The 18,308-nt window shown below is 38.4% G+C and carries 19 protein-coding genes; 11 read left to right on the plus strand and 8 right to left on the minus strand.

The window, feature by feature from the left end; all coding sequences use genetic code 11:
* The first annotated feature begins 117 nt into the window (after window positions 1–117).
* Window positions 118–1,005 carry an NAD(+) kinase gene (locus F3D68_RS06235; RefSeq protein WP_151193587.1) on the plus strand — a complete coding sequence of 296 codons (888 nt, stop codon included), beginning with the start codon at window positions 118–120 and terminating at the stop codon, window positions 1,003–1,005.
* Between the two features lie 113 nt (window positions 1,006–1,118).
* Window positions 1,119–1,577 carry a protein-export chaperone SecB gene (secB, locus tag F3D68_RS06240; RefSeq protein WP_117002667.1) on the plus strand — a complete coding sequence of 153 codons (459 nt, stop codon included), beginning with the start codon at window positions 1,119–1,121 and terminating at the stop codon, window positions 1,575–1,577.
* A gap of 7 nt (window positions 1,578–1,584) precedes the next feature.
* Here secB and F3D68_RS06245 read toward each other — a convergent pair whose 3' ends face one another.
* Complete coding sequence (locus F3D68_RS06245) at window positions 1,585–3,960, minus strand: hypothetical protein (protein ID WP_151193588.1); 2,376 nt, start codon at window positions 3,958–3,960, stop codon at window positions 1,585–1,587.
* A gap of 303 nt (window positions 3,961–4,263) precedes the next feature.
* Between F3D68_RS06245 and F3D68_RS06250 the strand changes: the two genes are divergently transcribed.
* Window positions 4,264–4,848, plus strand: a complete 585-nt coding sequence (locus tag F3D68_RS06250) for a 5-formyltetrahydrofolate cyclo-ligase (protein ID WP_151193589.1) — start codon at window positions 4,264–4,266, stop codon at window positions 4,846–4,848.
* 4 nt (window positions 4,849–4,852) lie between these two features.
* A complete protein-coding gene (locus F3D68_RS06255; RefSeq protein WP_151193590.1) occupies window positions 4,853–5,113 on the plus strand; it encodes a BolA family protein in 261 nt (86 codons plus the stop codon).
* Window positions 5,114–5,116: 3 nt separating this feature from the next.
* Here F3D68_RS06255 and F3D68_RS06260 read toward each other — a convergent pair whose 3' ends face one another.
* Window positions 5,117–6,484, minus strand: a complete 1,368-nt coding sequence (locus F3D68_RS06260; protein ID WP_151193591.1) for an alanine/glycine:cation symporter family protein — start codon at window positions 6,482–6,484, stop codon at window positions 5,117–5,119.
* Window positions 6,485–6,587: 103 nt separating this feature from the next.
* Between F3D68_RS06260 and F3D68_RS06265 the strand changes: the two genes are divergently transcribed.
* The 4 genes from F3D68_RS06265 (at window position 6,588) to F3D68_RS06280 (ending at window position 10,517) form a co-directional block, all read left to right on the plus strand.
* Window positions 6,588–7,337: a TatD family hydrolase gene (locus F3D68_RS06265; RefSeq protein WP_151193592.1), complete on the plus strand. Its 750-nt coding sequence runs from the start codon at window positions 6,588–6,590 to the stop codon at window positions 7,335–7,337.
* 128 nt (window positions 7,338–7,465) lie between these two features.
* Entirely contained in the window at window positions 7,466–8,113 is a 648-nt protein-coding gene (locus F3D68_RS06270) for a YfgM family protein (protein ID WP_151193593.1), read from the plus strand.
* Window positions 8,114–8,127: 14 nt separating this feature from the next.
* Complete coding sequence (bamB, locus tag F3D68_RS06275; protein WP_191092724.1) at window positions 8,128–9,297, plus strand: outer membrane protein assembly factor BamB; 1,170 nt, start codon at window positions 8,128–8,130, stop codon at window positions 9,295–9,297.
* Between the two features lie 14 nt (window positions 9,298–9,311).
* Window positions 9,312–10,517, plus strand: a complete 1,206-nt coding sequence (locus F3D68_RS06280) for a multidrug effflux MFS transporter (RefSeq protein WP_151193595.1) — start codon at window positions 9,312–9,314, stop codon at window positions 10,515–10,517.
* A gap of 2 nt (window positions 10,518–10,519) precedes the next feature.
* Here the strand turns inward: F3D68_RS06280 and F3D68_RS06285 are convergent, their stop codons facing one another.
* From F3D68_RS06285 to F3D68_RS06305, 5 genes are all read right to left on the minus strand, one after another.
* On the minus strand, window positions 10,520–11,731 hold the full coding sequence (locus F3D68_RS06285; protein WP_191092725.1) for an MFS transporter: 1,212 nt from the start codon (window positions 11,729–11,731) through the stop codon (window positions 10,520–10,522).
* 69 nt (window positions 11,732–11,800) lie between these two features.
* Entirely contained in the window at window positions 11,801–13,765 is a 1,965-nt protein-coding gene (gene mnmC / locus F3D68_RS06290; RefSeq protein ID WP_191092726.1) for a bifunctional tRNA (5-methylaminomethyl-2-thiouridine)(34)-methyltransferase MnmD/FAD-dependent 5-carboxymethylaminomethyl-2-thiouridine(34) oxidoreductase MnmC, read from the minus strand.
* A gap of 1 nt (window position 13,766) precedes the next feature.
* On the minus strand, window positions 13,767–14,189 hold the full coding sequence (locus F3D68_RS06295) for a hotdog fold thioesterase (protein ID WP_151193598.1): 423 nt from the start codon (window positions 14,187–14,189) through the stop codon (window positions 13,767–13,769).
* A gap of 118 nt (window positions 14,190–14,307) precedes the next feature.
* Window positions 14,308–14,610 (minus strand): RnfH family protein, encoded by a 303-nt coding sequence (locus F3D68_RS06300; protein ID WP_151193599.1) that lies wholly within the window; start codon window positions 14,608–14,610, stop codon window positions 14,308–14,310.
* On the minus strand, window positions 14,607–15,050 hold the full coding sequence (locus F3D68_RS06305; RefSeq protein WP_151193600.1) for a type II toxin-antitoxin system RatA family toxin: 444 nt from the start codon (window positions 15,048–15,050) through the stop codon (window positions 14,607–14,609). Before F3D68_RS06305 ends, F3D68_RS06300 begins: the two co-directional genes overlap by 4 nt.
* A 74-nt stretch (window positions 15,051–15,124) precedes the next feature.
* Here F3D68_RS06305 and smpB point away from each other — a divergent pair, with 74 nt between their 5' ends.
* The 3 genes from smpB to F3D68_RS06320 all read left to right on the plus strand — a co-directional run bounded on the left by smpB (window position 15,125) and on the right by F3D68_RS06320 (window position 17,779).
* A complete protein-coding gene (gene smpB / locus F3D68_RS06310) occupies window positions 15,125–15,607 on the plus strand; it encodes an SsrA-binding protein SmpB (RefSeq protein ID WP_151193601.1) in 483 nt (160 codons plus the stop codon).
* Window positions 15,608–15,611: 4 nt separating this feature from the next.
* On the plus strand, window positions 15,612–16,433 hold the full coding sequence (gene ttcA, locus F3D68_RS06315) for a tRNA 2-thiocytidine(32) synthetase TtcA (RefSeq protein ID WP_224728254.1): 822 nt from the start codon (window positions 15,612–15,614) through the stop codon (window positions 16,431–16,433).
* Window positions 16,434–16,582: 149 nt separating this feature from the next.
* Window positions 16,583–17,779 (plus strand): Bcr/CflA family efflux MFS transporter, encoded by a 1,197-nt coding sequence (locus F3D68_RS06320; protein ID WP_151193603.1) that lies wholly within the window; start codon window positions 16,583–16,585, stop codon window positions 17,777–17,779.
* On the opposite strand, the gene F3D68_RS06325 is transcribed toward F3D68_RS06320, so the two are convergent.
* The gene (locus F3D68_RS06325; protein WP_263478729.1) at window positions 17,753–18,019 is read right to left on the minus strand and encodes a DNA-3-methyladenine glycosylase I; all 267 of its coding nucleotides are present in this window, start codon (window positions 18,017–18,019) and stop codon (window positions 17,753–17,755) included. The two genes, F3D68_RS06320 and F3D68_RS06325, sit on opposite strands and share 27 nt — an antisense overlap.
* Between the last annotated feature and the right edge of the window lie 289 nt (window positions 18,020–18,308).

An 18,308-nucleotide genomic window follows, 5' to 3' on the forward strand; every position in this document is an offset into this window, starting at 1 on the left:
GATGATGGACATCTTTTAGTGACAAGAAACCAACCAGTTAACAATGACCATGCGCTTTAGTTTGTAGTGCTAGAGTATCATTTTGTGGTTTAAAAAATTAAGGACAATCTATACAACATGGGTTTTATTTTCAAAAAAATTGCCATCATCGGCACGCATGATAACCCTGCAGTTGCTGAAACTGTTGAATACCTAGCGGATACATTGATTGAGCACTCAGCACGCATTTATCTTGAAGCCGAAACGGCAGAGAGTTTAGATCATCGCTTTGGTGAAGGTTATGATTTAAAAGCAATTGCTAAGCATTGTGATGTTGTCGTCGTTGTTGGCGGGGATGGTAATTTCTTAAATGCGGCAAGAAGCTTATCTCTGCTAAGTAGTATCCCCATTGTTGGGATTAACCGTGGCAAGCTTGGCTTTCTAACCGATATAAACCCCGATGAATTAAGCACGCGCTTATTTGATGTGCTTGAAGGGAATTACCAACAAGAACAACGCTTTATGCTACAAGCATCAATCAAAAGTGACATCTGCCCACCTGAAAAAACCGTGGCATTAAATGATATTGTTATTGCCGCAGGTCAGCACAGCCGTTTGTTTCAGATGCATGTCCATATCGATGGTCGCTACGCTTTTGATCAACGTGCTGACGGTATGATTGTGGCAACCCCTACCGGTTCAACCGCGCATGCATTATCTGCAGGGGGTCCTATCATGCATCCTGGACTTGATGCCATTGTTATGGTGCCGATGTTCTCGCATTCCTTAAATAGCCGCCCTATCGTTCTAAATGCCAACTGTGACATTCAAATCACTATTGGTGAGTATAACAATCCAGAACCAAGCTTAAGTTTTGACGGGCACATGAAGCTACAACTCACGCCAGGGGATACTATAAAACTTAGTCGCTGCCCAAAATCAGTAACGATCCTGCATCCATTGGATTATGACTATTTTCACTCATTACGCTCAAAACTTCATTGGGGCAAAATGCTCTTTCCTTAATCTTTCCTTAAATTCAAACCGTTGATCTTTGTTTGCCAGTAAAACTATTGGTATTTAAGCTTTGATCGGGCATAATAACGTCTCAAATTTGATAGAAAATAATAGGATTAAACATGGAAAATACACAAAATAGTCAGCCTAACTTTGTTGTTCAAAAAATTTATACCAAAGACATTTCATTTGAAGCACCAAGCACACCTGATGTTTTCAAAGCACAATGGCAACCTGAAGCTAATGTTAATGTGGATACAACATCTTCAAAGCTTGATAATGATGTATATGAAGTTGAACTAAGCTTAACTGTTACTGTTAAAAACAATGATAAAAATGCTTATTTGATCGAAGTTTCTCAAGCGGGTATTTTCACGTTACAAAACATGCCGGAAGATCAAATTGCACCAATGCTAGGCGCTTTTTGCCCAACCACACTATTCCCATATGCCAAAGAAACCATTGATAGCCTAATCAATCGTGGCGGTTTCCCACAGATTAATCTAGCACCTATTAACTTTGATGCACTTTACATGCAACGACTTGCGCAACAGCAATCAGGTGAGCAAACACAACACTAATATAAATCTAAATAATTCCTCTTTTTTCTAATGATTTTTTCACATCTTCATGATCATTTACCCTTGCAGGCTGTGCCATTTCATGATTAAAAAGTTGTAAATTGTCATCATATTTTTGCTTTCGTTTAATGTTTTCAATTTCCATTTCTTCATTGGCAAACAACTCAGCAGTGATTAAAAGCATCGTTTCCTCGATATTTTCAAGCACATCTTCAATGCTTGCTTTTTTATGATGATAGGCCTGTAAACTCAAACGTTGCTTTAGAAAGCTCTTTTGTAATGCAAAATAGCGTGATGCCTTATTAAGCTCAGGCTTTTGACTTGTTGCCCCCACCTTTGTATTCAGGCTTGTGAGCGAATGCTGTAAATATTTCTCACCGTAATTGCCATACTCTGTTCGCTCATTACCAGCTGCAACCATCCCTGTTTTGACCGCAATACCGCCTGATACATAGCGCTGATTACCACGATCCTGATAAAATTCACTGATGTTTTTAAAGTCTTCCGCCGCATGCGTAATCTGCGCATGAGTGATCTCTGTTTTTGTCAAACTCAAAATAGCCGTTGGCTCTGGCAACACATCCGCAAATGCTTGATTAATCTCTTCATGCATTTGGTAATCGTTAGCACGATTAGCAACATATGGCGCTGCTGTATCCCAAGATAAAATAAATGTTTTAAGTTGATCGAAAACTTTTGTGGCAAGATCTTTACGCTGCGTAGGTAATATTCCTTTATCTATGGGAGTGCTATCTTCGGCAAAACCTTTGACCTTTTCTAGATCAAAAGCTTCAACTAACTTTAAAAAAGCATCGCCATCTAAGGCTTGATTATGTTCGTTTAAATGCTTTTCACCAAGCCCATAGGTTTTAAGCTTTTCTTTGCCATGTGGTGATACCGTGGCATCAACCTTAACACGATATAAAGGCGCGCACAGGATGCCTTTTATTTTTTCTGCCAAGCAAAAACTCAAGGTAACGGCATCATCAATATCTCTTTGTCTAATAGTAGATCGACCAGCCACTCGATTGCGTAATGAATAAAATTCTAAATAAAAATAACAAGCACTCATAATGCCATTATATATAGCACTCAAATATTGATTCATCGCATCACTCAAGTTCTCACCTATTAGCGATGAGCTAAATATAGGCTCATTTAAAATAAATTCAGGAATGACTTTGATTAAATAGACCATTGCTAAGTCGCGTACACGCAAATCATTGCCAAAGGTTTCTTTCCAGTGCTTTTGATAATGTTCAGGAATTATTTTAACGATTTCTCGTTTCACTTCAGCACCTAGCTTTTTATTGAAATAGCTATTGTAATCATCAAAATACGCCCACAAGGTGATTTTGGTGTCAATCACTTTAAAAAACTGCTCTCGCGTTATGCTATATTCGGCTTGTCTAGCTTGACCAACTTGCCTTAATTCATAAACAGGATAGCTTTCAAGCGATTCACTTTGAAGCCCATTATTTGTGAAGTTGAGTTTTTTATATTTGCGATTATAGCTTGTATCGCGTGCCATCACTTCAGAATGAATGACTTTCTTAAGCAACTCTTGACGCACTTGTTTAACTTCTTCGGGTGTCATGTTACCTAGTTTGTCCTTGTCGGCATAAAAGCGATTATAGACTTCGCGCGTTTTGGTTCCTAGATGACGCTCTGCAGGTTGAACAGCTGCAACCAAATTAGTAAGACTAATGTATAACAAGTTGGTTTTATAATTCACACCCTTTGTTATTGATTTAAGATGATACAAACGCAAGCTCACCATTAAAATGGCTTGATTTAAAGCATACTCGGCATATTTGTCTTGGTTGCGCTGCAAATAATCGACCTTTTCCTCAACTGTTTTGCTGTCAATTGCCCCGCGATCACCAGATTTGACCATGGTGTTTAGAAATTCATTAATACAGTTCTGAGCCTTATACTTTGCAGTATAAAGTTCATTTGTCGGATCATAGTTCTTTTTGCCGGTCATCGGATCAGTCATGCTAAAGCCACGAATATCCGCACTAATGGTTTTGGCTGCAATATAATTCGTCAGGTTCGATGTCACAGCAACAAGTAACGTATTGGCAACACGCTCTTTTAAGCTTCCGTCAACCTGAGATGCTTTGTAGATACTGGTAACACTGGTAGCAATCGCATAACCCAATGGTCCGCCAAAAAACGTCGCAGCCACCGTTGCCATACCCATTACTACATCTACCGCGCCATCAAAACGATGTTGGCGCTTCTCCTCTAATGTCATCCTTAAATAATATTGACTTGCCAAGTTATCAATATCTTGTGCGTAGACTTTAGCCTCTTTTGAAAAAAGGGTAATCACTTCTGTCAATGCTTTTGATTGGTCCTGTAGACGTTGAATTGTCATATTTTCCTCCTGTATTACCAGCTTCCTTTTCTATACTGTTCTATAGACTTCCCCTGTTCTTTCCTTAAATCTTTCTGTCATCGCTATGTTGTATCTACATTCACCACAAATATGAATGGTAATTAACACATAACGTTTAATAAAAAGACAAAAACAGCATATGCCGTTTTGCTGATATTGAAAACATTTTTAATTAGATTTTATACACGCGGCTAGATTTATTTTTACAACCTGCAATTTTGCATCGACTTATTTGTATTTTTTCTCATACAATGAGCTTTATTTCTGATATTTATATTTGCTATGCAACAAAGTATTCGCCAAGCTTTACGCCAACAACGGCAAGCAATTTCTAAGACACAAAAAACAACATATGCTAAAGAACTGCAAACGATTTTTTTTGACTATTACGAGTCTTTATTAACTTCAAGTCCAAAAAAAATAGCAAGCTACTACGCATCTGATGAGGAAATCTCACCACGATGGATTGATGAGGTTTTAAGTGAAACTCACGCGCTTTACTATCCAGTGTTACATCCGTTAAAACAGCGCCAACTTTTTTTTGCTAAAGAAACAGAGAGCAAACGACTTAATAAATATCACCTAGAAGAGCCCTTATTTATTGCCAAAGACATTTTAGCCCCATGGGAGCTTGATATGATTATCGTGCCACTGGTTGGCTTTGATTCACATAAAAATCGCATTGGTATGGGTGGTGGATTTTATGATAGTTCATTAGCATTATGCAAAACCTTCAACCAAACTGAATTTATTGGTATTGCCTTTGATGAGCAACAATTTGACAAATTTGAACATAAGTCCATTGCAATGAATGATTGGGACATTAAAATGGACACCATTATTACACCAACACGCATCATCCGCTGATTATATGAATACATTAGAGAAAGAGATTATTGATAAACTTGAGAAAGCGTTCTCACCTTCTACACTAGAGCTTATTGACGAGACGCATAAACATCAAAAACATAAACAGTTTCAAGCGGGGAAATCGCACTTTAAATTGCGCATTGCCAGTGAACAGCTTAGTTCACTTAGCACATTAAAGGCACATCAAGCAATCTATGCTTGTTTAGGTGAGCTCATGCAAACTCAAATCCATGCGCTATCGATTCAGATTGATAAAAGCTAATGATTATTTTTTGGGGGAACTATGCGTATTTTCACGAAAATAGGCATGCGATAATTTAAATACTACTGGGCTTAATAACAACAATGCAATTAAGTTTGGTAGCGCCATTAAGCCATTTAAGGTATCGGCTAATAACCACACAAAATCAAGCTTTAACACCGCACCAATTGGAATTGCAATAACCCAAACTATCCGAAAAGGAATAATCGCTTTCACACCAAACAAAAATTCAACACAGCGCTCACCATAGTAGCTCCAACCCAGAATTGTCGTAAATGCAAACAAGATCAAACCAAAGGTAATTACCCAGGCGCCAAAATTTGGCATTAAGGTATTCATCGCTTCTGATGAGAGACTTGCTCCATTTAAGCCACCGCTCCACTGCCCAGATAAGATAATGACAAGCCCTGTCATCGTGCAAATGACAATCGTATCGATAAATGTGCCAAGCATCGCAATCGTGCCTTGCTTGACTGGGCTATTGGTTTTAGCTGCAGCATGCGCAATAGGGGCAGACCCCAAGCCTGCCTCATTGGAAAACACGCCGCGCGCGACACCCATCTGAATGGCAAGCATCACACCAGCACCGGCAAATCCACCAGTGGCAGCAATTGGACTAAATGCATAGTTAAAAATCAAAGCAAAAGCTGCTGGCAAAGCGCTAATATTTAAAACAATCGCGATAAAGCAACTGACAAAATAGACCACTGCCATAAAAGGAACAATCTTACTGGCAACCTCGGCAATTCGCTTAATACCTCCAAGCAATACCAAGGCAACTAATAACGCAACAAATGTTCCACTAACATAACTTGGAATATATAAGTTTTGACTCATGACATCTGCCATTGAGTTAATCTGCACCATATTACCAATACCAAACCCAGCAACAGAACCAAATATAGCAAAAAGTATACCAAGCCAAACAAAACGTTTGCCTAAGCCGTTCTTGATGTAATACATAGGACCACCAACATAAGCCCCTTTTTGATCAACCTCGCGAAAGTTTACCGCTAATACCGCTTCGGAATATTTCGTTGCCATTCCAACTAATGCCGTGCACCACATCCAGAATATCGCACCTGGTCCACCAATGGCAATGGCCGTTGCAACCCCTGCAATATTACCTGTTCCAATCGTTGCCGAGAGTGCCGTCATCAAGGCTTGAAAAGGCGAGATTTCCCCTGCTTTTTCTCTCGTGTCATTTGAGTGACGTCTAAATAATAACTTAAAACCAAACCCTACTTTCCTTAGCGGCAAAAACGCTAAGCCCAACATCAAAAACAAACCAACGCCTAAGATAAGCACCAACATGTATGGACCCCATACATAACCATCAACCACTGCTACTATGTTATGAATAAATTCCATATATTTTTCCTCCACTGATCATCTAGACAGTATCAAATATATCAATAAAATATGTAATAGCATCACAATATTATCTACAATTTGTAAAATAAGGGGCACTTTTATGCTTACAGACAGCCATTGCCATCTTGATTTTCCTTGTTTTGATCGCATGCGCAACAATCTTTTAGATCATTGTCTTAAGCACGATATTACTCACTTTATTAATCCGTCTGTAGCTTTTAGTAACTGGCAAAGAGTCATTGATTTAAGTTTACAATACCCATCAATCACACCAGCATTGGGCTTACATCCATGCTTTGTTGAGCAGCATCAAAAGGAACACCTTAGTGCACTGAGATCATGGCTTCTAGCGCATCACATTCCACTGGTTGGTGAAATCGGTTTAGACAAGCGCTATTTAGAGAGCTTCGATCAGCAAGTGTTCTTTTTTAATGAACAACTAGCGATTGCCCAAGATTTACAAAAACCGGTGATCATTCACAGTGTTAAAGCGCATAATGAAGTCATTGCCACATTAAAACATCATCATTTTACGCATGGTGGTATTATTCACGCATTCTCTGGTAGCTTTAATATTGCAAAAGCCTATTGCGACCTTGGTTTTAAACTAGGTATTGGCAGCATTTTGCATTACCCTAATAGTAAATTACCCAATGTTTTAAAACGCATCGGCATTGAAAATATCTTACTGGAAACCGATTCCCCTGATATGCCAATACCAAATAGTGGAAACAAAATAAACACACCATTATCTCTATTGCAAACACGCGACCTTTTGGTTGGCATTTTTAATCTTTCTAAAGATAAAATACATCGAATACTGCTACAAAATGCACAACAGATTATTTAAAACAATCGATATCACTTATCCCAAACATTTTGCCGTTTTTATCTAGCAAAAGCCAATAATATACTACAGTGACACCACGCTTTATGATATATTGCCACACAATGTTTTGATCAAGACGAACAACAAATATGGCTGAACAATTGGATAATAATGAGTTAGATAAAGTAAAGCTTTTATGGAAAAAATATGGCTCGAAGCTAGTGACACTAATTTGCGTTATTTTAATACTTATCATCGCTTGGCAATATTGGCAAAAAAGAAAGCTTGAAAACAATGTGCAAGCAGCTGAGCTTTACCAAAATTTAGCCCTTATTGCTGATAATGCATCAAGCAATTCAGAGGCGATTTTAAATCAAGCACAAAACCTGATTTCACTTTATCCTAAATCAATTTATGCTGATTTTGCGCGTTTGGAAATTGCTAAGCAATCGGTTTTGAAAAATCAATTAGACCAAGCAGCAGTGAGCCTTAAGCAGGTCGCTGATAATACGCTTAACCCAAATCTTCAAGCGATTGCCAAGATTCGCCTTGCCCGCGTTGAATTAGCACAAAACAAAACAACTGATGCCATTGCAACACTTAATAGCATCACATTGGCGGGCTTTAGTCTCTCAAGCAATATGCTATTAGGTGATGCTTATTTTGCCAACAAAGATTATGCCAAAGCGAAAACATACTGGCAAAGCGCACTATCTCAAGCCGACAAGCCAGAGTTAGCAAATATTAAAAGCTTATTACAAATGAAAATCGATAATCTTGCTGCATTAAGCAAATGATAACGGATAAACATATGACAAAGTTAACAATCAAAAATACTAAAAAAATTATTCTAAGTACCGCACTGATTGCTGTATTTGGTGGCGCTTTAGTTGCTTGTGGTAATAAAAGTAATGACACGCCACCTAAACCACTTGTTGAATTTAAATCAAGCTTAGATGCTAAATACGTCTGGGATACCAATATCGGCAATGGCAATGATGGGCAAATTGATTTAACGCTAACACCTGCGATTGAAAATGGTGTGATCTACACATCAAGCTATGACGGATATATATCAGCGGTAAATGCAACAACAGGCAAACGTTTATGGTCAACCGATACTAAATTGCAGTTAAGCTCAGCAGTTGCGGTTAATGGTAATGTTGCCGTTGCCGGTAGCTTGCGCGGTACATTAGTGGCAGTGGATACGAGCTCTGGCAAAGTGCTCTGGCAAAGCGCATTACCAAGCAGCTTATTCTCAGCGCCCACTATTGTTGATAACGTCATCTACACACAAACACATGACGGTAGCATCTCAGCATATAATCTTAAAGATGGTAAGCAACTATGGACACAAAGGATTGCCACGCCTGATTTAATGTTAGTTGGCAACAGCTCACCTATTATTTACCAAGGCTTAGTAATTGCTGGCACTTCTTCTGGGAGTTTATGGGGCTTAAAAACAGCCACTGGTGAAAAACAATGGGATAACCCAATTGCTTTACCTCAATCAGGATCGCCCGCTCAACAGATGGTTGATATCACTGCCACGCCTATCATTCATAATGACACGCTATATGTCGCAACATTCCAAGGCAATTTGATTAGTTTCAACACTAAACTAGGTAGCATGAACTGGCAGAAAAAAGCGTCTGTTTATCGCAATATAGCATTAGGGCAAAAGGCTATTTTTACAACTGATACTAAAGGTGACATTACCGCTTATAATCTAAAAACAGGTGACAAACTCTGGCAAGCCACTGAGCTTGAAGGACGTAAGCCATCAGCGCCTTTATATATTAATAACATGATTGCCGTGGGTGATTATGAAGGCTATATGCATATCTTTAATGCCGAAACAGGTAAGTATCTCACACGTGTTGAAATTGGTGGTGATGGTATTAGTGCTACACCTATTGCTGCGGGCAAATCGATCATTGTTCAAACCAACAGTGGCACACTTGCTGCTATCCAACTATAAAAAACATCTTGTAAATGTCTAGCACAAACACTTCGCAGAAAATTGCGGCATTTATTGCTCCTTCTTTATTTATTCTGGTGCTGATGATTTCAGTGGGTCCTTTTGGCGATACGATCTATGCACCCTCTTTGCCAAGCATTGCCGAAGCCTTTAATACACCTTATCACAATGTTCAACTAACCATTACCTTTTATCTCTTAGGCTACTCTATTAGTCAGATATTGTATGGTCCTTTCTCCGATCGTTTTGGACGTAAACCAATTATGGTTATTGGTGCAGTTATTTTTCTTATTGGCTCAATTGTCTGCTTAATGAGTCCAAACATTACCATATTGATTTTTGCACGTTTCTTACAAGGCTTTGGTGCTTGTGCTGGAGCAGTCATTTCTAGTGCCGCCGTACGCGATGCATTTTCCTTAAAAGATCAAGGCAAAGTATTTGCTAAAATGAATGCTGCCTTTGCAATTGCACCTGGTGCTGGTGCGATTGTTGGGACTTTTATCTCATGGCAAACCAATTTTATCGTGTTATTTGTTTTAGCTATTATTCTACTTATTGCCGTGATTTTTCTCTTTCCTGAGACACTACGTCAAAAGAACTATGGTGCGACTCGTCCCAAGAAGCTCGTTATTAACTATTTTAAGTTATATCAAGCGCGCGGTTATTTTGTTTATCTCTGCTTATTGGGACTTAATATCGGCATGGTCTATGCCTGTTTGGTTGAAGCGCCAGGCATTGTCATTAACATACTACACTTAGACAAAATCTGGTTCATCGTCATTGCTGCGGGGATTGTACTGGCATTTATGATTGGCTCGGTATTATGCACTTACTTGGTACATAAGATTAGTCAAAATGGAATCCTACTCATTGGCATGATTATTAGTCTTATAGGTGCAATTATGCTCTTGTGTTTTATGTCACTTGACATCGTTCATTTATACAGTTTATTAACACCAGTGATCATTCTTTTTACTGGGATATCCTTTGTGATTCCAATCGCCACCGCCAAGGCACTTGCTCCATTTACCCTAACAGCGGGATCTGCGTCAGCAATGATGGGCTTTTTTCAAATGGGTGCAGCTTCACTTATCACAGCAATTGTAACGGTATTACCCTTTAGCGATATATTGTCAATGCCGATTGCTTTTACCTTTCTTTCAAGCTTAAGCATCATTATTTTAGTCATTTATATGTTGTGGCTTAAAAGGGTAAATTGAATTTATAGGCTTGAGCGTTGCAAAATGAAAAAAGAGATTAACGCTAACAGTAATCCGATCATGCCAGTAACGCCAAGCTCATAAACCGTATCTAAGACATGCCAAGCACCTAGCGCGGTAAATACAAAGCCACCAATAATCTGAATGAAGCTAAAGATCGCGATTGTTGTGCCTTTATATTCTGGGTAAACGGATGTTGCAATGGCAATCATATTGGGATAAACCCAAAGATAGACAAGCCAAAACACAGATAGACAGATAATATCAGTAATATAAGTACTGGTATTCGATGATAAGGTCACACCAATCATGCTAATAAACATGACAATGAGTGCCACTTTAACCAACGTCATCATCGTATATTTTTTAAGAAGTATACTATTCAACCATGCACCAATGAGCATACATAAAATAACTAATGCAATAACCCAACCAAATGCTGCAACCGGCATATGGTAAACTTGAACAAAAATATAAGGGTAAGTTAAAAGCACACTAGCAACAACACCATAAACAAAAAACATCACTAACGTAGCACTTAGAAAACGTATATTAAACATGATTTTTATGACTTGTGCGATATTTATTTTTATATGTGAAGTAGTTGATTTAATGGCATTTCTGCCAATAATCAATCCAAAACCTACGATTAACGCAATGATCAAAGCATACCAAAACATAAAGCTAACGACACTATGCCATCCTTGGTATTGCATTAAGTAGCCTGAGATCACCGGAGAAATTGATACAGTAAATACTGAAAATGCAATAAGAAGCGCATAGATTTTTGAAAAAGCTTTGCCTTGAAAAGAGTCCGCAACAATGACACGTGCTAACACAGCCGCCATACCAGCGCCAATGCCTTGTAAAATCCGTCCAACAAGCATCCACTCGATAGTGTGCTCAACGTGGCACAAAGCACTGCCGAGCATCGTAATAAGTAAGCCTAGAATTAATATGCGCACACGCCCAAAGCGATCAGATAGCACACCTGAAATAAGTTGTGAAATTGCACTACCCAACAGGAAAAATGCTACCGTATACTGCACCATTTCTTTTGATGTATTTAATGCTTTATCCAAATAAGGCAATACCGGCAAATAGATATCCATCATTGCTTGCGGATATGCCAGAATAAATCCAGCAGCAACAAATAAAGTAATTAATATCGCTTTACTTGGCTTGGTTGTTATTGGCGATTTCTCTATTCCCATGATCTTTTGATATCCATTTATTATTCTTACATTATCAGCCGTCATTATAGTTAAAACTTGAAGAAAAGCTTATCTCTTTTTAAAAGTTCTTATATTAAACCTTAAGGGATGCAATCCCTCTATAAGATAACTTGGCATTGACGCTTGGGATCCATTACTCATCAATTGACCTAATATCTTAGCGCCATACATCATTGAGCATAATCCTTTTGAACCAAACCCCGTTAATAGATAAAGCCCAGAGAGGTACTCTATCTGAGGCAATGCTTTTAAAATAACACCCTTTTGTAAACGTTGATAATATTGCCCAATGAACTTCACGTTATCAGCAATGGCACCTATCATCGGCACATGATCAGCAGTGACACAGCGCAATGACACACGTCCCAAGATAATTTTCATATCTACTGACGGATCAATAACATGACCTAGCTGTGCTAAGTTAACATTGTGGTCACTCTCACGCACTTCAGTCATTAAATCATTATTATCACGAAACGTCGCACCAATAAGCTGTTTATCATTAACGCTTGGCAAAATATAGCCTTTATCAAGTATGATTGTTTTATTATTTAATAATTTGTGTACTTGAGTAATTTGTCCATATGACGGATAAACCTCTATATGTTTAAAAGCATCAAAATCTTTTATAAGAGAGGCATTGCCAGCAAACACCACTGCATTGTATGCTAACGATCTTCTGTGATTTTTTTTGTTATCAGTAAAGCTCAGCTGCCATGCATTATCTGATCTGACAAACTTATCTAAACGATGCGATAAAAACAAGTTTACATTTTTGCTACTACGAATGAGACTCTGACATAACGAATAAGGATTAACCATCATTGCCGTTGGGTAATAAGCACAGCTTGATGAAATATCACAGCCTGCTATTTCAGAAGCTGTTGCTGCATCAACGATTTGCAGCAAACCATGAAGAAAACCACGCTTTTTAATAATATTATCAAAACGCAACTGTGTTTTGTTATCGCTTAATAACTCCAAAGCACCACATTCTCTAAAATCAATCTCGCTGTTATGCTTCAAAATATAGTCTCTGGTATGCACAAAGCCTTGGGTATGAAAGCTATCAGAGATATTAGCATCGGCTGTAATATAAGGCTTCAATATCCCATAAGGATTACCTGAGGCACCTTGCGCAATATCATCATATTGATCAAATAGATCAATTTCAAAGCCTAATTGGCTTAGCTCATAGGCTAGCGCGCACCCCGCCATACCTGCACCAATAATTGCAACTTTCTGCTTTTTACTTAGTGTTAATTGCGGCTTGGCAAAATACGGTTTAATCTTGGTTTGCGCTAACTTTTGAGTGTCTTTAACAACAGCACAAATCATTTCACGTTTATGACCAAAGCCTTTTCGTTTTTTGACTTCAAAACCTTGAGCTTCGAGCGCTCGTTTAACAAAACCCGCTGCAGTAAAGGTAGACAAGCTTGTTTTGCCATGGCTTAAACGATAAATTTCTTTAAATAAATCATCCGACCACATATCAGGATTCTTAGCCGGGGCAAAGCCATCTAAAAACCAAGCATCAACACTGATATCAATTGCTGCCAAAGCATTTACTGCATCATCGATTAATAAGGTTAAATTGATATTTTCAGTGATATTTAAAGATGTTGCACCAATATAAAAGTCATTTGGATAAAGCTGAAGTAATTGATCAGCTTGGGGTTTAAGCTCGTGCCATATAGCTAATGCTTTCTCTAAATCACTATAAGTTAATGGATATTTCTCACAGCTTATAAAGCTTAATTTAGCCGTTTTAGGTGCGCATTTATCCCAAAGATTTAGCGTTGCAAGGAAGTTTAACCCCGTACCAAAACCTGTCTCAGCAATCACGAAATGTGCATTTTGATCAAGATTTTCAAATCTTTTTTTCAGCTGATTCCCATCTAAAAAAACATATTCACTCTCGGCAAGCCCATTCTGTTTTGAAAAATAAACATCCGCAAATTTATCTGAGAATGGCTCGCCTGAGTCTTGCCATTTGAGCTTTGCATGTTGCAAATTATCGATCCTTGACAGCCATTGTTAAACGATTGATCGATATCAAACGACCCTTTTCATCAATAATTTCAATCGCCCATACATGGGTTGTCCGCCCTATATGATGTGGATAGGCTTTAGCCGTTAACACACCTTCTGTTGCCGGACGAATATGGTTGGTATTGATATCCAAACCAACACAATATTGTTTTGTCAGATCAACGGCATAATTCGCGGCAGTGCTGCCAACGGTTTCTGCAATACCACAAGAAACGCCACCATTCATTATCCCAATTGGCTGCTTGTGCTTTTTTTGCAGTGGCATTTCAGCTAATAAATAATCATCACCTAACTCAGTAAAACGAATACCTAAAGTATCCGAGAATAAACCAGCTCCTCGCTCATTCATTTGCTCTAGTGTTACAGGTGTTTTCCAAATGCTCATGTTTTTTCTCCTTATTATTAATATGCGCAAGCATATTAATCATGCAGTCTGCTTAATTTCGAGAGACACTGTCTCTCGTTTTTAGTTAATTGTGCGACAATGTCGCACAATTTAAAATTTAAGCCCCAAACAGTTTTAATCCATCTTTTTTGCGCTTTTCTTCAGCGCGAATTCTTCTAGCATCTTTGGGGTCAATGATGAGTTTTCTATAAATTTCAATACGATCATCAGGTTTTACAATATGATCAAGTGTCACAACTTCACTATAAATGCCTATTGATTGCGTCATTAGATCAATCTCAGGAAAATCACTTAATACCCCACTTTGTGTAATCACATCTTTGACAGAGGTATTTTCATCACACTCAAGTTGATATAGCTTTTGCGCTTGAGGGCTGGCATAAATCACTTCTACTTTCATATAGCTTCTGCTCCATACACGGTTTTCGCGCGCTTACAAAAAGCATCAAGCATCGTATTAGCCAACGTATTAAAAACAACACCTAATGCTAATGCCATGACTTTGGAGGAAAATTCAAACTCTAAATCAAGTGTTATCTTACAAGCTTTGTCATTTAAAGGAATAAAATGCCACACGCCTAATAAACGCTTAAAGGGACCTTTGATTAATCGTATCTTAATCTCTTTACCTGAAATCATGTCATTATGCGTGCCAAAATCAATCTTAACGCCACCTTTGGCAATTTTGAGTGTCGCCTCAGCTTCGGTTTCGGTATGCATGTGCACTTCTACTGCTTGGCACATAGGTAAAAATTGAGGATATTTATCAATATCATTTACAAGGTCATACATCTCTTTAGCACTGTATTCAACCAATGCCGTTCGATGAATTGTTGTCATAGTGTTTCTCTTATGTCATAAGTTCATGTTAGAATCTTGGCTATTGTAACGCTTATGCACTATTTTGCAAAACAATGGCAAAGATAAAACCAAAATCAACGGCAACCAGTAGTACGATTGCTAAAAATAAAAAAGCTTTTCATGAGTACCTAATTGAAGAGCGCTTTGAAGCAGGTATTGTGCTTCAAGGTTGGGAAATCAAAAGCATCCGCGCAGGTCGTGTGCAATTAACCGATAGTCACATTCATGTAAAAAATAATGAAGCTTGGCTTTTTAATGCATTGATTACACCTTTGCACTCTGCATCAACACATGTAGTCCCTGTTCCTGCAGGCACGCGAAAACTATTATTACACCGTAGAGAAATCAATAAACTTTTAGGTAAAGTCGATATCAAAGGCTACACGATTGTACCATTGGCAATGTACTGGAAAGGCTCACGCGTTAAAATTGAGATCGCAATCGCCAAAGGCAAACAACTGCATGATAAACGCCAAGCTTCTAAAGAGCATGACTGGAAACGTGAAAAAGAGCGTTTATTTAAAAAGAGCCTATAACACCATGACGCAAACAGAAAAGAAACTTCATTTTTATATCACCAAAGCCATTGCCGATTATAAAATGCTTCAAAAAGGTGACAAGGTGATGATTTGCTTATCCGGTGGTAAAGATTCTTTCACATTGGTTAAAGTCATGCACGATTTAGTCGCCAACGACACTTATGAACTTGACTTAATTGTCTACACTTTAGATCAAACCCAACCAGGCTGGGATGACTCTGGATTAAGACAATATCTTGAAGATCACAACATTACATATATTATCGAAAAGCGTGATACTTATTCTGTTGTTATTGATAAAGTACCTGAAAATAAAACTTATTGTTCGTTATGCTCACGCTTACGTCGCGGTAATATCTATCGTTTCGCACGCGATAACCACATTAATAAGATCATGCTTGGTCATCATCGGGATGATGTGATTGAGTCGGCATTAATGTCGATGTTTTATCAAGGAAAAGTCAAGTCAATGCCTGCCAAGCTATTAACCGAAGATAAGCAAAATGTGGTGATCAGACCAATGGTTTATTGCCAAGAGCGCGATATCGCCCGCTTTGCCAAAGAACAAGCTTTTCCAATTATCCCATGTAACCTATGTGGTACGCAGGAAAATCTAAAGCGTCAGCAGGTAAAAAATCTCATTCACGAGTTAGCTCAACAAAACCCGATTATTCCACAGAATATCTTTGCATCACTTAGTAATGTTGTCCCTAGTCACTTATATGATCAAACCCTATTTGATACGCGTGAATGTGATCAAGAACGCATATATGCTGATAGTAGCTGCTTAATAACCAATGAATCATCTGAACATCTGTTTTAGTTGTTTTAACTAAGCACCCAATGATTACAATTTCACTACAAACTTTCCCTGAATCCGGCTAGCACAAAAAATCGTTTTACTTTATACTGAACTTGCGTTCATTTTTGAAAGTTTTACAACACTAAAAGTTTAGTTATTGGGCAGGCATCATGTTACATATTAAAGCATCTACATCGGCGAAGGTTATTTTCGTTTTTATTATTATGGTTACCTCGATGCTAGGTATTTTTGTCTCTGATATTTATGTCCCTTCGTTACCAAGTATTAGTGAAGACTTTGGCACGGGAGCCCACTTATTAGCATTTAGTGTTACCTATTATTTTATTGTTTTTGCTTGCGCCCAGCTTATTTATGGTCCCCTATCTGAGCGCTTTGGACGACGCAAAATTTTTCTTACAGGCCTTGCTATTAGCATTGTTGGCACACTGATTACCGTATTTAGTCTAAACTTTAGCATGCTAATGGTTGGGCGCACACTTGAAGCCATTGGCATGGCAGCACCGATGTCATTAGGTCGTGTTATTTTGCGTGATGTTATTCCTGATAAGGTTAAATATGCACGTTTTATGTCATTTATGGGTATTGGCACTTTAATGGCACCTGTGATTGCACCAATCGTTGGTGCGTTTTTAGCACATGTTTATCATTGGCGTGCAGACTTTATTTTCATCTTAATTTTAAGTGTGATCTGTTATATTGGCGCTTATATTTATCTGGTGGAGACTTTACTGAACCCCAAAAAACGCCTGTCAGCCAAGCTATCCGTTAAAACCTATCTATGGGTTATAAAGAATAAAACATTCATTAAAAACATGACAATCTCAAGCACGATTATGGGCGCTATCATCGCTTATTTGTCAATGAGCGCTTTCTTATTTCAACAATATTTTGGCTTAAGCGAAATCCACTACGCCATTGTATTTGGTATTGGTGAAGCCTTTATTGCTGTAGGTATGTTTGCCAATGGCATGGCACTTAAATATATTTCCATTGAGCGCTCTCAAGTCATTGCTGTGATGCTTTTCTTGCTCTCAGGCATTCTCATTACCATTCAAGCCGTATTCTTTAGTCACAGCCTTGAATTCATCATGCTGGCAGTGATTATCTTTAACTTTGCCGCAGGTGTCATTTTCCCAACCAGTAGCACCCTAGCCATTGTCAGTTTTAAAGCGCGTTTAGGCGCAGTGGGCAGTTTATATGGCTGCATTAGCATGCTTGCCGCAGGCCTTATCAGTGGCTTTGCTTTATCTCTACCTTTGGCGCCCAACTTGCTGATTGCCCTATTAATACTTGTTATGGCGATGATTGCTACTATCGTTTTATTTGGCATTAAAGACAAAGCATGAGCTTAAATGATCATTAACCATCCCTGTTGCTTGCATAAAAGCATAGCATATCGTTGGTCCGACAAAGCTAAAACCTTGTGATTTAAGCCATTTGCTCATCTTATTTGATGCTTCAGTAAATGCCGGAATCGCTTCGTGCTCCCTATAAATAATTGCTTCTTTAGGGGAAAACTGCCAAAGCGCCTCAACCATCGATTGTGTTTTGGATAGTTGAAGCCAGATTTTAGCATTGTTAATCACACTTTTGATCTTAACCCAATTTGGTAAGCAAAATTTCTGAAACGTAGACAGTATAATGCTTTGCGCCATACACAAAGTTGAGTTAAGGCACTACAGATTTTTTGTGTTTTTTTTGATTTTTTGTGAAGACGTGATCGATGCGCTATAGCGTTGTAATGATCTGCTTTAGTGGAATAGCTGGCGCATTACAGGCTTTATAAATCTTAGACTGCTCATGATTGGGCTTAGTTGACTTACGAATATGTAAGGTTTTCCCTTTTTTGGTTTGCATCGTTGTCGTGACACGATA

It is taken from the genome of Cysteiniphilum sp. JM-1, assembly GCF_008711525.1.
In the GTDB taxonomy this organism is placed as follows: domain Bacteria; phylum Pseudomonadota; class Gammaproteobacteria; order Francisellales; family Francisellaceae; genus Caedibacter.

What these genes read in the sequence shown, in the direction of transcription:
- F3D68_RS06235 (WP_151193587.1), top strand. Translation starts at nt 118, where the DNA reads ATGGGTTTTATTTTCAAAAAAATTGCCATCATCGGCACGCATGATAAC.
- secB (WP_117002667.1), top strand. Translation starts at nt 1,119, where the DNA reads ATGGAAAATACACAAAATAGTCAGCCTAACTTTGTTGTTCAAAAAATT.
- F3D68_RS06245 (WP_151193588.1), bottom strand. Translation starts at nt 3,960, where the DNA reads ATGACAATTCAACGTCTACAGGACCAATCAAAAGCATTGACAGAAGTG.
- F3D68_RS06250 (WP_151193589.1), top strand. Translation starts at nt 4,264, where the DNA reads ATGCAACAAAGTATTCGCCAAGCTTTACGCCAACAACGGCAAGCAATT.
- F3D68_RS06255 (WP_151193590.1), top strand. Translation starts at nt 4,853, where the DNA reads ATGAATACATTAGAGAAAGAGATTATTGATAAACTTGAGAAAGCGTTC.
- F3D68_RS06260 (WP_151193591.1), bottom strand. Translation starts at nt 6,484, where the DNA reads ATGGAATTTATTCATAACATAGTAGCAGTGGTTGATGGTTATGTATGG.
- F3D68_RS06265 (WP_151193592.1), top strand. Translation starts at nt 6,588, where the DNA reads ATGCTTACAGACAGCCATTGCCATCTTGATTTTCCTTGTTTTGATCGC.
- F3D68_RS06270 (WP_151193593.1), top strand. Translation starts at nt 7,466, where the DNA reads ATGGCTGAACAATTGGATAATAATGAGTTAGATAAAGTAAAGCTTTTA.
- bamB (WP_191092724.1), top strand. Translation starts at nt 8,128, where the DNA reads ATGACAAAGTTAACAATCAAAAATACTAAAAAAATTATTCTAAGTACC.
- F3D68_RS06280 (WP_151193595.1), top strand. Translation starts at nt 9,312, where the DNA reads ATGTCTAGCACAAACACTTCGCAGAAAATTGCGGCATTTATTGCTCCT.
- F3D68_RS06285 (WP_191092725.1), bottom strand. Translation starts at nt 11,731, where the DNA reads ATGGGAATAGAGAAATCGCCAATAACAACCAAGCCAAGTAAAGCGATA.
- F3D68_RS06295 (WP_151193598.1), bottom strand. Translation starts at nt 14,189, where the DNA reads ATGAGCATTTGGAAAACACCTGTAACACTAGAGCAAATGAATGAGCGA.
- F3D68_RS06300 (WP_151193599.1), bottom strand. Translation starts at nt 14,610, where the DNA reads ATGAAAGTAGAAGTGATTTATGCCAGCCCTCAAGCGCAAAAGCTATAT.
- F3D68_RS06305 (WP_151193600.1), bottom strand. Translation starts at nt 15,050, where the DNA reads ATGACAACAATTCATCGAACGGCATTGGTTGAATACAGTGCTAAAGAG.
- smpB (WP_151193601.1), top strand. Translation starts at nt 15,125, where the DNA reads ATGGCAAAGATAAAACCAAAATCAACGGCAACCAGTAGTACGATTGCT.
- ttcA (WP_224728254.1), top strand. Translation starts at nt 15,612, where the DNA reads ATGACGCAAACAGAAAAGAAACTTCATTTTTATATCACCAAAGCCATT.
- F3D68_RS06320 (WP_151193603.1), top strand. Translation starts at nt 16,583, where the DNA reads ATGTTACATATTAAAGCATCTACATCGGCGAAGGTTATTTTCGTTTTT.